The sequence below is a fragment of the Metapseudomonas phytobenefica genome, assembly GCF_043392685.1.
Taxonomy (GTDB): Bacteria; Pseudomonadota; Gammaproteobacteria; order Pseudomonadales; family Pseudomonadaceae; genus Metapseudomonas.
Genome location: NZ_JBHZGM010000042.1, coordinates 1 through 11,965, shown reverse-complemented (window position 1 = coordinate 11,965; position 11,965 = coordinate 1). Strand labels below are relative to the sequence as shown.

Annotated in this window: 14 protein-coding genes and 1 pseudogene; 4 read left to right on the top strand and 11 right to left on the bottom strand. The window is 64.3% G+C overall.

Annotated elements, in window-relative coordinates:
• The first annotated feature begins 48 nt into the window (after nt 1–48).
• Together ACFW0B_RS23625 and ACFW0B_RS23620 are read left to right on the top strand one after the other, a co-directional pair.
• On the top strand, nt 49–1,128 hold the full coding sequence (locus ACFW0B_RS23625; protein WP_449151408.1) for a patatin-like phospholipase domain-containing protein: 1,080 nt from the start codon (nt 49–51) through the stop codon (nt 1,126–1,128).
• Nucleotides 1,129–1,160: 32 nt separating this feature from the next.
• Nucleotides 1,161–2,057: a hypothetical protein gene (locus tag ACFW0B_RS23620; protein WP_449151407.1), complete on the top strand. Its 897-nt coding sequence runs from the start codon at nt 1,161–1,163 to the stop codon at nt 2,055–2,057.
• Here the strand turns inward: ACFW0B_RS23620 and ACFW0B_RS23615 are convergent.
• Genes ACFW0B_RS23615 through hmpA form a run of 3 tightly spaced genes read right to left on the bottom strand, consistent with a single transcriptional unit; the run spans nt 2,009 to nt 4,677 of the window.
• Nucleotides 2,009–3,196 carry an NnrS family protein gene (locus tag ACFW0B_RS23615; RefSeq protein WP_449151406.1) on the bottom strand — a complete coding sequence of 396 codons (1,188 nt, stop codon included), beginning with the start codon at nt 3,194–3,196 and terminating at the stop codon, nt 2,009–2,011. The genes ACFW0B_RS23620 and ACFW0B_RS23615 overlap by 49 nt on opposite strands.
• Nucleotides 3,183–3,440 (bottom strand): transmembrane sensor/regulator PpyR, encoded by a 258-nt coding sequence (locus ACFW0B_RS23610; RefSeq protein WP_226282182.1) that lies wholly within the window; start codon nt 3,438–3,440, stop codon nt 3,183–3,185. Before ACFW0B_RS23610 ends, ACFW0B_RS23615 begins: the two co-directional genes overlap by 14 nt.
• Before the next feature lie 55 nt (nt 3,441–3,495).
• Nucleotides 3,496–4,677 carry an NO-inducible flavohemoprotein gene (gene hmpA, locus ACFW0B_RS23605; protein ID WP_449151405.1) on the bottom strand — a complete coding sequence of 394 codons (1,182 nt, stop codon included), beginning with the start codon at nt 4,675–4,677 and terminating at the stop codon, nt 3,496–3,498.
• Nucleotides 4,678–4,827: 150 nt separating this feature from the next.
• Between hmpA and norR the strand changes: the two genes are divergently transcribed.
• Nucleotides 4,828–6,378 carry a nitric oxide reductase transcriptional regulator NorR gene (gene norR / locus ACFW0B_RS23600; protein WP_449151404.1) on the top strand — a complete coding sequence of 517 codons (1,551 nt, stop codon included), beginning with the start codon at nt 4,828–4,830 and terminating at the stop codon, nt 6,376–6,378.
• A gap of 300 nt (nt 6,379–6,678) precedes the next feature.
• Entirely contained in the window at nt 6,679–7,881 is a 1,203-nt protein-coding gene (locus tag ACFW0B_RS23595; RefSeq protein ID WP_449151403.1) for a tyrosine-type recombinase/integrase, read from the top strand.
• Between the two features lie 148 nt (nt 7,882–8,029).
• Here ACFW0B_RS23595 and ACFW0B_RS23590 read toward each other — a convergent pair whose 3' ends face one another.
• The 8 genes and pseudogenes from ACFW0B_RS23590 to ACFW0B_RS23555 form a co-directional block, all read right to left on the bottom strand.
• A complete protein-coding gene (locus tag ACFW0B_RS23590) occupies nt 8,030–8,590 on the bottom strand; it encodes a DUF2514 family protein (protein WP_449151402.1) in 561 nt (186 codons plus the stop codon).
• A 28-nt stretch (nt 8,591–8,618) separates the two neighbouring features.
• A complete protein-coding gene (locus ACFW0B_RS23585; protein WP_449151401.1) occupies nt 8,619–8,885 on the bottom strand; it encodes a hypothetical protein in 267 nt (88 codons plus the stop codon).
• Nucleotides 8,882–9,268 carry a hypothetical protein gene (locus ACFW0B_RS23580; protein ID WP_449151400.1) on the bottom strand — a complete coding sequence of 129 codons (387 nt, stop codon included), beginning with the start codon at nt 9,266–9,268 and terminating at the stop codon, nt 8,882–8,884. Before ACFW0B_RS23580 ends, ACFW0B_RS23585 begins: the two co-directional genes overlap by 4 nt.
• Nucleotides 9,265–9,894: a glycoside hydrolase family 19 protein gene (locus tag ACFW0B_RS23575; protein ID WP_449151399.1), complete on the bottom strand. Its 630-nt coding sequence runs from the start codon at nt 9,892–9,894 to the stop codon at nt 9,265–9,267. The genes ACFW0B_RS23580 and ACFW0B_RS23575 overlap by 4 nt, the downstream gene beginning before the upstream one ends.
• A gap of 58 nt (nt 9,895–9,952) precedes the next feature.
• The gene (locus ACFW0B_RS23570) at nt 9,953–10,177 is read right to left on the bottom strand and encodes a DUF7338 family protein (protein ID WP_449151398.1); all 225 of its coding nucleotides are present in this window, start codon (nt 10,175–10,177) and stop codon (nt 9,953–9,955) included.
• On the bottom strand, nt 10,174–10,512 hold the full coding sequence (locus tag ACFW0B_RS23565) for a hypothetical protein (protein ID WP_449151397.1): 339 nt from the start codon (nt 10,510–10,512) through the stop codon (nt 10,174–10,176). The genes ACFW0B_RS23570 and ACFW0B_RS23565 overlap by 4 nt, the downstream gene beginning before the upstream one ends.
• On the bottom strand, nt 10,509–10,841 hold the full coding sequence (locus ACFW0B_RS23560) for a hypothetical protein (RefSeq protein ID WP_449151396.1): 333 nt from the start codon (nt 10,839–10,841) through the stop codon (nt 10,509–10,511). The genes ACFW0B_RS23565 and ACFW0B_RS23560 overlap by 4 nt, the downstream gene beginning before the upstream one ends.
• Before the next feature lie 9 nt (nt 10,842–10,850).
• Nucleotides 10,851–11,965, bottom strand: a pseudogene (locus ACFW0B_RS23555) (hypothetical protein); the annotation flags it as partial.

Genomic DNA, 11,965 nt, shown 5'->3' with positions numbered 1-11,965 from the left:
TTGACGGGGTCGCCACTATAATCGCTGCCATGCCTCCAGGAGCCCCGCATGAGCGCCATCCAGATCAAATTTCCCGCCCTGACCCTGCGTGCCGGACGCCGTGCCCTCGCCCACATTCGTGGGCAGGGCCTGAAGCCGGCCGACGTCGGCATCCTGCCGGGTGCGGCGGGCGGCCCCAAGGCATTGGGCATCCAGGGACTGGATCTGGTACTGTTCGGCGACTGGCTGCCAAGGGCGCCGCGTGAACGCGCCTTGATCGGCGCCTCCATCGGTTCCTGGCGCTTCGCCAGCGCCTGCCTGCCGGACGCCGCCGACGGCATCCGCCGCCTGGGCGAGCTCTATACCAGCCAGCGCTTCCCGAAGGGCGTGAGCATGGCGGACGTCAGCCGCCTGTGCAGCCTGATGCTCGATGACCTGCTCCAAGGCCACGACGCCCATGTGTTGTCCAACCCCCACTACCGCCTCAACGTGGTGGTGGTGAAGAGCCACGGCCTGCTCGCCCACGACCGTCGTGGCGCCCTGGGGCTCGGGCTGTCGTCGGTGATCGGCAGCAACCTCCTCGGCCGTCCGCACCTGGCGAAGCACTTCGAGCGCGTCATCCTCCACGATGCCCGCCAGGCCCCGCCGCTGGCACCGCTGTCCGACTTCCCCTCGCGCTTCTACGCGCTGGATGCCGGCAACCTGCGTCATGCCCTGCTGGCCTCGGGCTCGATTCCCATGGTCATGGAAGGCGTGCGCGACATCCCCGGCGCCGGCCCCGGCACCTACCGCGACGGCGGCCTGCTCGACTACCACCTGGACCTGCCCTACAACCCGGGTGGCGTGGTGCTCTATCCGCACTTCACGGACAGGGTGGTGCCCGGCTGGTTCGACAAGAGCCTGCCCTGGCGCAAAGGCGATGCCGAACGCTTGCAGGACGTGCTGCTGATTTCCCCGTCGCGCGAGTATCTGGCCACACTGCCCCACGGCAAACTGCCAGACCGCAGGGATTTCAAGCGCTATCTCGGGGACGACGCCGGACGCGAACGCTATTGGCGCAAGGCAATGGCCGAGAGCCAGCGCCTGGGGGATGAATTCCTCGAACTGGTGGAGAGCGGCAGGTTGGGAGAGCGCCTGCAGAGCCTCTGATCCGAAACGCATGGAGCGAAGGGAGCACAGGGATGAAGCTTGCAGTTGCCATCATTCATGGCATCGGCAATCAACAGGACGCGAGGGATGCAGAGGGTCAGCACGCCTTCGCCCAGGGGCTGATCCGCGGCCTGCGCAAGCGCCTTGACGCGGAGGCGGTAGACATCGCCTTCCAGTCGCTGTACTGGGCCAACGTGCTGGACAAGCGCGAGCTGGCCTACCTGGAGAGGCTCGAACAGGAACCGGTGCGCTGGCGCTGGATGCGCCGCATGGTCACCCTCTTCCTCGGTGACGCCAGCGGTTACCGCAAGGTCAGCCAGGCCTACGACACCACCTACGAACAGGTCCATCAGAGCGTGCGCAACGGCCTCAACGCCTTGCGTGCCAAGGTGGGGCCGAACACCCCATTGGTGATGCTGGCCCACTCCCTCGGCGGACACATCATTTCCAACTACATTTGGGACCAGCAGAAGCTCAACACCACACCGAGCTGCCCGCGGGATCCCTTCCTGGCCATGGAGACCCTGGTGTGCATGGTCACCTTCGGCTGCAACATCCCGCTGTTCACCTTCGCCTATGACCCGGTGCAGCCGATTCGCTTTCCCGGGTACTGCCTCGATGAGCGCCTGTCCCGCTCGGCGCGCTGGCTGAACGTCTACGCACCGGCCGACCTGCTGGGTTACCCGCTGCGCCCGGTACAGGGCTACGCCGCGGTAGTGCATGAAGATCGGCCAATGGCAGTGGGTTCCTGGTTCCGCCGCCACACGCCACTGAGTCACCTGGAGTACTGGAACGACGCCCGCTTCCAGGATTATCTCGCCCACCACCTGCGCGATCTGCTGCGCGCCTGCACCGGCACGTCCACCGGGCCGGCACCGGTTCAACCCGGTCTGCCGTCCACCCTCGGGGTGCAGAGCAACACGGCGTAATGCCGCAGGAACAGCGCAAACGCGGCAGCCCAGCACACGGCAGCCAGCCAGAGCGCAGCATTTCCAGCGATCGGCAACAACACCACGCGCGCAGCAGCTCCCAGGTTGATCAGCGCGAACGCCACACCCATCACACGGGGCGGCTCCAGCGGCCGCCCGCTATGCCCCAGGCTAACGCGGGCGATCATCGCCAGGATCAACCCGCCCATGGCACCGACGCCCAGGGCGTGCTGAGCCAGGCTCGGATTGGCCAGGATGCCCAGGTGCCAGGCCGCAAGCCCGAGCGGTGCCAGAGCAAGCCAGGCGAACGCCAGATGCAGCGGCCAGAGCAGCGTTACTTTCCAGATGCCGGCGTCATACCAACGCGCCAAGCGCAGCAGATTGCCCAGGCCGAGCAGCAGGCAGAGTCCCGCCAGCCAGGGATTGGGCCGCAAGCCCAGGCCACTGGCGAAGCTCGCCGCCAGCAGCACGCCGCCCACTAGCATGCTCCAGTCCAGCCAGGGCCAGGCCTTCACCTGCTGAACACGCCCAAGGCCACGCTGGGTAAAGAACGGAATCACCCGCCCACCAATCAGGCCCATCAACGCGGCTACCAGCCAGAGTGCAGCCAACACGCCCTGACGCTGCACAGCAGCGTCGCCAAAGGCCAGCCCCCAGAGCACCAGGGCATCGGCCGCCGCCAGCAAGCTCAGCACCACCACCACCGGGTAGTTGCCACGCTGGCGCACGCGCCAGAGGCTGCGCCCCATCACGAATGCGACTGCGGGCAAGAAGGCCAGCTCAAGGGGAATGACCAGCATCAGGGGCGCGCCCATCAACCAGGCTACTCGCGCGGCCAGCCAGAGCATCGCCAGCAGCGCCAGGGATCGTCCGCGCAGCCCGGGGTTGCCGGTCCAGTTCTGCACGGCTGTCAGGAGAAAGCCGGCGATGATGGCGCCGCCGAAGCCGAACACCATTTCGTGGCGGTGCCAGGCGAGCCAACCGCCAGCCGGTTGCCAGGCGGCGTTGCCCTCAAGGGCTGCCAACCAGATCAGTACCGCCAACAGAGCGAAGGCCGTACCGAAGAGAAAGAAGGGCCTGAAGCCCAGACGCCAGATCGGCCGTATCGCCAGTTCGCGAGACGCATCAAGCAATTGCACAGGCCAGCTCCCTTTCTTCCTTGCGCATCTGGTACAGGGCGGTCAGGCGCATCACATAGCCCAGCTTGATCAGCGTTGGCCCCAGGATGACCAAGCCGTGGGCGCCGACCAGCGTAAGCAGGCCCAGGTGGACATCAAGGTAATAGGCACCGGTAATCCCCAGCAGAAGCTGAGACAGACCGATCCAGAGGAACAGGTGAGAGAGTTGCAGCAAACGCTGGGGGCATCCGAGCAGATGGATCATGATCTTGCACTCCTCGCATGAAGACCCGGCGCCACCTTGGCGCCGGGTGGCTGGGTCAAGCCTCCAGGGCGGCGGCCGGCCCGAAGAACTCGTAGTGGCACTGGCGCTCGGGTACCCCAAGCTCGTGCAGATGCTTCTTCACCTGGGCCATGAAGACTTTCGGCCCGAGGAAGTAGGCATCCAGGTCGCGCTCGGCGGGCAGCCACTGGGCCAGTTGCTCGCGACTCACCAGGCCTTTTGCATCAGGCTGGTCGTCCGCATGGGGCTCGCTGTAGCAGAAGAAGCGGCTCAGGTGCGGGATGGCAGCGACCTTCTCGTCGATCCAGTCGCGGAAGGCATGGACCGCGCCATTGCGCGCGTAATGGATGAAGTGGATCGGCCGACCGCTGTCCTGCGCGGCTTCCAGCATGGCCAGGGCCGGCGTGATGCCGACGCCGGCGGTAATCAGCACCAGAGGCTTGCTGCCCGGACGAAGGACGAAGTCGCCGGCCGGAGCGAAGAGCTCGATGCGATCGCCTACGTGGAATTCGTCGTGCAGGTAGTTGGATACACGGCCACCTTGCTCACGCTTGACGCTGATGCGGTATTCGCGGCCATTGCCGAGTGCCGACAGGGAGTAGTTGCGGCGCACTTCCTCGCCGTCGAGGTTCAGACGCAGGCCGATGTACTGGCCCGGGGTGAAGTCCATCAGCTCGCCGCCATCTTCCGGAGCGAAGTAGAAGGAGGTGATCTCCGCGCTTTCCACTTCCTTGCGCACCAGGCGGAACCAGCGAGCACCGCGCCAGCCACCCTTCGCAGAAGCGCTGGCGGCGTAGATTTCCTCTTCAGCGCCAATCAGCAAGTCGGCCAGTTGGTTGTAGGCAGCAGCCCAGGCTTCGATGACTTCATCGGTGGCGACTTCGGCGCCCAGCACTTCACGGATGGCCCGCAGCAGGCAGGTACCGACGATCGGGTAATGCTCCGGCAGTACTTGCAGCGCCACGTGCTTGTTGATGATCTTGCCCACCAGCGGGCCGAGGGCCTCGAGCTGGTCGATGTGGCGCGCATACATGAGTACGCCGTTTGCCAGAGCGCGCGGCTGATCACCGCTGGCCTGGTGAGCCTGGTTGAACAGCGGGCGGACCTCGGGGTATTCGCCCAGCATGATCTTGTAGAAGTGACTGGTCAGCGCTTCGCCCCCGGTCTCCAGCAGGGGTACGGTGGATTTGACGATGGCACGTTGTTGGCTGGTGAGCATAAAAACTCCGATTTATGGGTTTGGTCTTTCTGCATCTTCTATTCCAGATTTCGTGCCAACCCTTTACTCTATTAAAATCAATTACTTACATTTTAATGTGTTATTTTGACTACACTAGTGATCGAGTCATATCGACATGCCGGAGTCATAATGACAACTCAGCCCTTCCTGCAGACGCTGATCCCCCTGGTCAGCGATCTGTCCCGCGAACTCCCTGAGCGCGAACGCTACCGCCGCCTGCTGGAGGCCCTGCGCGGCCTGCTTCCATGCGACGCGACCGCCCTGCTTCGCCTGGATGGCGACCAGCTGGTACCGATGGCGGTGGATGGCCTCAGCCAGGACACGCTCGGGCGGCGCTTCAAGGTTTCCGATCATCCAAGGCTGCAGGCTTTGATGGAGAAACGCGGCGTCATCCGCTTCGCGGCCGACTGCGGCCTGCCGGACCCCTATGATGGTCTGGTGGAAGGACACCAGGAGCAGCTGGAAGTGCACGATTGCATAGGCTGCTCCCTCTATCTGGACGACCGCCCCTGGGGTGTGTTGACGCTGGATGCCATGGACCCATCGCGATTCGATGGGCAGGACCTGGACATTCTTGAAGGCTTCGCCAGCCTCGCTGCCGCGACAGTGAAAGCTGCCGAGCGCATGGAAACCCTCACTCGCCGCGCCCAGGACGAACAGCAGCTGGCGGAGGTCTATCGCCAGGCCGCCGGCCAGGCCCGTCCGCAGGAGATGATCGGACAAAGCGCCGCGCATAAGGCACTGGTAGAAGAGATCAATCTGGTGGGGGGGAGTGAACTCACCGTACTGATCAGCGGTGAAACGGGCGTCGGAAAGGAACTGGTCGCCCAGTCCATCCATGCCCGATCGCTACGCTCCCGTCATCCGCTGATCAGCCTCAATTGCGCCGCCCTGCCCGACACCCTGGTTGAGAGCGAACTGTTTGGGCATGTGCGTGGCGCCTTCTCCGGCGCGACGAACGATCGCAAGGGCAAGTTCGAGCTGGCCGATGAAGGCACGCTGTTCCTCGATGAGGTGGGCGAGCTGCCATTGGCGATCCAGGCCAAGCTGCTGCGAGTACTGCAGAGCGGGCAACTCCAGCGGGTAGGTTCGGACCGCGATCACCGAGTGAACGTACGGGTAATCGCGGCCACCAACCGGGATCTGGCAGAGGAAGTGCGTGCTGGCCGCTTCCGTGCCGATCTCTACCACCGGCTCAGCGTCTACCCCCTGCGCGTCCCGCCCCTCCGGGAACGCGGCCGTGATGTGCTGCTGCTAACGGGCTTCTTCCTCGAAGAGAATCGCGCCAGACTTGGCCTGCGCAGCCTGCGCCTCAGCCAGGACGCCCAGGCAGCCCTGCTCGGCTACGATTGGCCCGGCAACGTACGGGAACTGGAACACCTGATCGGCCGCGCCGCGTTGAAAGCCCTGGCAGCCTGCCCCGAACGCCCTCGCATCCTGACCCTGACCGCCAATGACCTGGCCCTGCCCAGCAACCAGCCGACTCCTGCTACCGAACCGATCAATGCACCGGCGCTTGAAGCCGTCAGCGACCTGCGTGAAGCCGTGGACCGCTACCAGCGCCAACTCATTACCGCGAGCCTGGAGCGCCAACAACAGAACTGGGCAGCTGCAGCCCGTGAACTGGGCCTGGACCGCGCCAACCTGCTGCGCCTGGCCAAGCGACTGGGAATCAAGTGAGGCATTAGCTCGTCCGGCAGTACCTGTCTTTTCGGTCAGGCTGCCGGAGAGCTGGTAGAATCAGGGCTTTCCTGCTTTGGTCAGTCACTTGGCCGTCACTTCAAGAGCGTTGTTCAGTGGAAATCTTCAAGGACTCTACTGACCTCTCCCGCCAAGCCCCACGCGATACCGCAAAGCCCAGACCATAAGCCTTCCGAGTGGATTCCAGGTATCACAGCGTACCGCTCGGAACCTTCCCAATGTACTCCATTCAGTACATTATTCAGTACATCGACCCACCCTCACGAGGAGAATGTACTAGTGGCGCTCTCGGATACCGCCGTCCGGCAGGCGAAGCCGCAGGACAAGGCTTACACGCTCGCCGATGCCCTCGGTCTCGCCCTGTACATCGCCCCCAGCGGTGTCAAAAGCTGGCACTTCCGCTTCACCTGGCTAGGCAAGCAGGCGCGCATCTCGCTCGGTACCTACCCGGAGATCGGCCTGAAAGAGGCGCGGGCACGCCGGGATGCGGCGCGCGAGGATGTGGCACAGGGGATTGACCCGCGCGAGGCCAGACGGGAACAGAAGGCTGAACGCGAAGGGGCCAAGGGTCGGACCTTCCGGCGTATCTATGAGGAGTGGATGGATTTCAGGAAAGGCAGCGTCTCGCCGGCCACGCTGAAGGTGATCAGCAATGCCATGGACCTGGACGTACTGCCGGCGTTCGGTGACAGGCAGATCGACGCCATCAAGCGCTCCGATGTCATCGGACTGATCCGCAAGATTGAGGGGCGCGGGTCAATCACCTCGGCGGTGAAGGCCCGGCAATGGATGGGACAGGTGTTCCGCTACGCCATCGCCACAGGCGTCATGGAGAGCGACCCGACAGCAGAAATGCACGCGGTCACCGAGAAGATCAACCAGCACAAGCACCGGCCGTTCCTCGGTTTCGAAGCGATGCCGAAGATCATGCAGGCCATCTTTGAGTGCGACACCAGCCACTACAACCGGATGGCCACGCTGATGATGATCTACACCGCGTCTCGCCCGGGCGAGGTGCGGTTCGCGGAATGGAGCGAGGTGGACCTGGAGGCGGCCACCTGGACGATTCCGGCGGCGAAGATGAAGATGCGGCGCGACCATGTGGTACCTCTCTCACGCCAGGCGGTGCGGTTGCTGGAGGACATGCAGCCGCTGTCCGGCCGCTTCCGCTATGTATTCACCCACCGCAGCGACGTCACCAAACCGATCGGGACCAACTACGCCATCTATGTGATGGAGGCCTGCGGACTCACCGGGCGGCAGTCACCGCACGGCTTCCGCCACATGTTCTCCACCGAGATGAACAACCGCGGCTACAACCGCGACTGGGTCGAGCGCCAGCTCGCCCACGCCGACACCAGCGTAATCCGCGACATCTACAACCATGCGCATTACCTGGAACAGCGCCGGGAGATGATGCAGATCTGGGCCGACCTGATCGCACCAGAGTCCGGCGGTCCCCGTCCAGTAATGCAGCAGTAGCCGAAAGTCGACGCTGCAACGCCCGCCCCGCCTAGCTCTGAGGGTGAAGCTGTCTAAAACGAAATGCCGAGATAGCGCCCCTAAGAGCCAGTATTTCCGAGATCAGGGGACTTAGTTTTAGACAGCATTCCCCGCCCGTTCTGGGCACTTATTCCTCTCCCCTCACCTTGTCGTAAATCCGCTCGCACGCTTGTCCAGAAATTCGACTTCGGTCAAGCGCAGCCGCCAGAGCAAGGTTCCGATCGGTACTCTGATTGAGCAGCTTCGAGAGCACATCCCTGGCATCATCCTCGCGCGTAGCGCCCAACTGCCTGTGCCAGTCCTTGAGTTCTGCAGTTAACGAATCAGCGCACGAAGGCGCGCAAAGAGTGGTCAGATCCTCCTGCCTCGCCACAGCAGGAAGCTCGGGCATCGCCGGGGAAGCGTACAGCCCGCGCGCCAGCCCGTCCTTTGCCTCCGGGGAAAACGACACAGGTGAATACTTGGTCAGCACCGTAGCAGCCCACTCCCTCAACGCCGGATCTTGCTTGCTCGGATTAGCCCTGAGCACTTCAGCGGCAATAGAGACATAGTCCTTCTGTATCCCGTCATCAGCAATTTGCCTCTGGACGAAATACCCGACAACCGCGATCACAACCGGAATCGCGATAGCGGAGGTGATCGACGCAATGCTTTGAAGTCGGCTCAAAGTGCCCTGCCGGTTTTGCATATTCGCCTCCTTTGGCAAAAGCCCAAGGCTACTGGCAAGCTTTCTGCGCCGCCAGCAACTCCCTCTCATAACCGATCCGCTGCCGGCGCTCGGCCAGCAGCGCCCTCACCTTCACCTCCAGGCTGTCGGTCTTTTTCAGGCCGGCGGCTGCCCAAGTCGGCACCGCTACCGTGTCGACCTTGCAAGGTACCGGCACCGCCACTTCCAGGCGCACAATGCGCGGCTCCGGCTCGACGGCCGGGTGGCCGGCGCACCCCGCCAGCGCAATGCACAATCCCAGCATCAGCCGACTCATAGCCCCAACTCCTTATTGATCACGGTCTCCGCAGCGATGCATGCGTCACCGCCGGTACGCTCCTGCTGCAGCCGGTTTGCTGCCTGGTAGTCTTCTTCCGCCTCCAGCCGGGCCGCCTCCAGCTGTTTCCTGGCAACCGCCTCTCGATCGAGCGCGGCTTGGCGCAGACCGGCCAGCGCCTGGTTCTGTTCGCCTACCTGGACCAAAAGGCTGCTCCGTGTCTCCCGGCAGGCAGCCAGCTTCTCGCCCGAAGTACGCGCCGCGCCCTGTGCTTCGGCCAGGTTACCCTGTAGCCCAGCAACCCGAAGTTGCTGCCCCCCTCCGACGACCAGCAGCGCCAGTGCCCACCAGCACCAGGCCGGAACCACCTTCAGCCAGGTCATGCCAGCACCGCCTTGGCGCGCTCCCAGAACAGCACGCGCTCCTCGAATCCGTGGGTGCCGCCGTTGATCCGGCGGGTGATGGTCTCGAACTTACCGGCATCCGCCAGTTCGTTCAGGCCGTGCTCGGCCCAGAACCAGGCCGCCGACAAAGCGGCGTAGCGCGGCTGCTCCAGCAGTTGCGGAATGCCTTCGAGGTCCACTCCCAGGGCGCGCCCCGTCTCCCGGTAGTTGGCCCGACCAGTGGTCTGGATCAACCCCCTGCCCCGGTAGCGCCAGCCGTCGCCGCTCGCCTCGGGCCCGTTGCCCAAGCGGCCGCCATACACCGCGTTGGCAATCGCCTCGGGCTTTCGGGCCAGCGCCAACGCGCGGGCGCTCGGTTTGCCATCGGCACCGCGGAACCGCGCCGGCCAGGTGGCGGCCAGGCCCTGGGCGCTGTAGTTCAGGTTTTCCACCAGGCGCGTGAGCTGGGCGCTCTCGTGCCCGATCTGGGCCAGCCAGGCGGCGGTACGCACCCGGGAGTCGATCCGGTACCGCGCCATGGCCGCGTTGAGCTCAGCAACGAAAACGCCCGCAACAGGGCGGGCGTTCGGGAGGATCAGCAGCAGCTGCTGCTCAGTGATCTGCATGCGGGTCTCCAGAAATGAAAACCCCGCCGAAGCGGGGTGGGTGGTGGAATGGGATTGATCACTCTGTGGCCGCAGGCGCCGCCACTGCATCGCGCTGCTCGACAAATCCCTCGCCGCCCTGCGGCGGGTTGTCATAGGTGCCCCACAGCCAGCCCCAGGTGTAGCGCTGCCGACTGTACACGTCCTCGCGGGTGAACAGGGCAATCAGCGGGGCGGCCAGCGGCACGGTAGGCAGCATGAGCAGGTTGAGCAGACTGAACAGCAGCCACTTCAGGTAGATCACGCCGCCACCTCCGGCCAGACCATCGCCGGCAGCCCGGCGAAGAACTCCTCAGCCGTGGGGATCGGTCGCGTACCGGCCAGCACTTCGTCCAGCACGGCATAGCCATAGGTCCAGCAGGCATCGCGCCAGGCCACTCCGGCCTGACCCTCGGCCTGGAACCGGGGCACCGTGCTGGTGGCATAGGTACACAGGCTGAGGATGCCGTCGTAACCGCGCGTGCGGGCTTCGGCATCCATCAACTGCTGGGCCAGAAGGGTGAACTGGCGTTGGGTCTCGGCCAGTTTTTCCGCCTGAATCTGCTCGGCGGGAATCAGTTGGCTCAGGTCGATATTCATTCCAGGTCCTCGTTGGGCAGCTCAGGCGTCAGCAGGTCATACGGCGGCAGCGATACCGGGCCGTTTGCTGGGTCAACGATGGGTGTCGGGAAACAGGTCTCCGGGGGACAGGTCGCCCCATACGGTAGGCGCAAGGTCAGCTCCAGCACACCGTCGACACGAGTTACCGTGTCGAGGAAATGCGGGCGGCTGATGGCCGAGGCGGGCAGCACCGCACCTTCCGGGATCACGGAGAAGTCGAAGACTTCCCCGTCGATGATCAAGCTGTCGCCCTGGCGTTCCACGGCAATGGGTTGGTCAGCCCGTACCGGACTCAGGTTGATCTTCATGGATACTCCTTAGAACCAGCGGCCAATGGCCAGCAGAGACATAGTGATGTTGGCAGCAGTCTGCGAATCTACAGCCGTAGCCACCCAGGTCGCTGAGTTAATCCCCACGCCAGTACCAACCCCGCTAATCGCATTCAGGGAAACGGGGACTGCCGAAAAGGACGGAGCAGCTACAAACCCTGCGGGGTACGCCCACAGTTGACCTGCGCCCCTGAAACCACCTAAAAAAGCCGTCGCTATTGCGGTGTTAGCGGTTACGGTGTGCGTGCAGATCAGCGTGCCGTCGGCAAATTTCACATACGCGCCGTTGGCATTGGAGCCCCGTTCGATTATCGCACCCGTGGGTATCCCGCTTGCCTGCCCAACGGTGCCGAGAATATTTCGGTCGCTGTAAAATTCTGCCCAACTACCGAACGCCGCGGCAGAGCTTTTCGAGCGCGCGAACAGGCGCGGGAACGGTACATAGTTGCCGCTGTCCGTGGTGTAGTTGAGGAACAGCTGTCCGCCGAGCGTGGTCATGCCCGCCGCGTGCGGCATCCCGATGCCGTAGCCGACCCCCACCGTCGGGGCGTTCGGGGTGCCCAGCGACACCACGCGCCCCAACCCGCTGAAGGTCAGGTGGTCGACATCGCTCAGGGTATAACCCACGTCGCCCAAGCCGAACGGACCGACACCGCTGTTGCCCATCACCAGCACGCGGCCCGCGCTGCTGTCGAGCTGGTTGGCCTGCTTGAACAAATCATTGGTTCGCCACAACCGCCCCGGCGTGGTATCGGTCGGCGAGGTGGTGGCGTTGGCCGTGGCCGCCGTGCCCAGACCCAGCAGGGTGCGCCCAGCCGCCTCGTCGATGATGTTCCACAGCTGCCGGCCGAGGCTGCTACTCGCCGCCAGCGCCCCGGCCCCGGCGGCGGTGAAGTAGAACACCGCCCCGGCCGAGCCGGTGACCCCGCTCAGGGCGCTGAGGTTGGCGTGCGCATCCTGCTTGGCGCTGAGGTCCGGCAGGTTCAGCGGGTAGCTGACGACGGTTCCGGCGTGGTTGGTGGCGTAGAGGTCGAAGCCCGCGCCGGCGCGCACCAGGTAGAGGGCATCGGGCTCCAGGCTGGCCGGCAGGCTGGCGACGACTT

Bases quoted from the DNA above. Each gene is read 5' to 3' on its own strand.
- norR (WP_449151404.1), top strand. From the start codon at position 4,828: ATGACAACTCAGCCCTTCCTGCAGACGCTGATCCCCCTGGTCAGCGAT.
- ACFW0B_RS23620 (WP_449151407.1), top strand. From the start codon at position 1,161: ATGAAGCTTGCAGTTGCCATCATTCATGGCATCGGCAATCAACAGGAC.
- ACFW0B_RS23560 (WP_449151396.1), bottom strand. From the start codon at position 10,841: ATGAAGATCAACCTGAGTCCGGTACGGGCTGACCAACCCATTGCCGTG.
- hmpA (WP_449151405.1), bottom strand. From the start codon at position 4,677: ATGCTCACCAGCCAACAACGTGCCATCGTCAAATCCACCGTACCCCTG.
- ACFW0B_RS23575 (WP_449151399.1), bottom strand. From the start codon at position 9,894: ATGCAGATCACTGAGCAGCAGCTGCTGCTGATCCTCCCGAACGCCCGC.
- ACFW0B_RS23610 (WP_226282182.1), bottom strand. From the start codon at position 3,440: ATGATCCATCTGCTCGGATGCCCCCAGCGTTTGCTGCAACTCTCTCAC.
- ACFW0B_RS23590 (WP_449151402.1), bottom strand. From the start codon at position 8,590: ATGCAAAACCGGCAGGGCACTTTGAGCCGACTTCAAAGCATTGCGTCG.
- ACFW0B_RS23565 (WP_449151397.1), bottom strand. From the start codon at position 10,512: ATGAATATCGACCTGAGCCAACTGATTCCCGCCGAGCAGATTCAGGCG.
- ACFW0B_RS23585 (WP_449151401.1), bottom strand. From the start codon at position 8,885: ATGAGTCGGCTGATGCTGGGATTGTGCATTGCGCTGGCGGGGTGCGCC.
- ACFW0B_RS23580 (WP_449151400.1), bottom strand. From the start codon at position 9,268: ATGACCTGGCTGAAGGTGGTTCCGGCCTGGTGCTGGTGGGCACTGGCG.
- ACFW0B_RS23625 (WP_449151408.1), top strand. From the start codon at position 49: ATGAGCGCCATCCAGATCAAATTTCCCGCCCTGACCCTGCGTGCCGGA.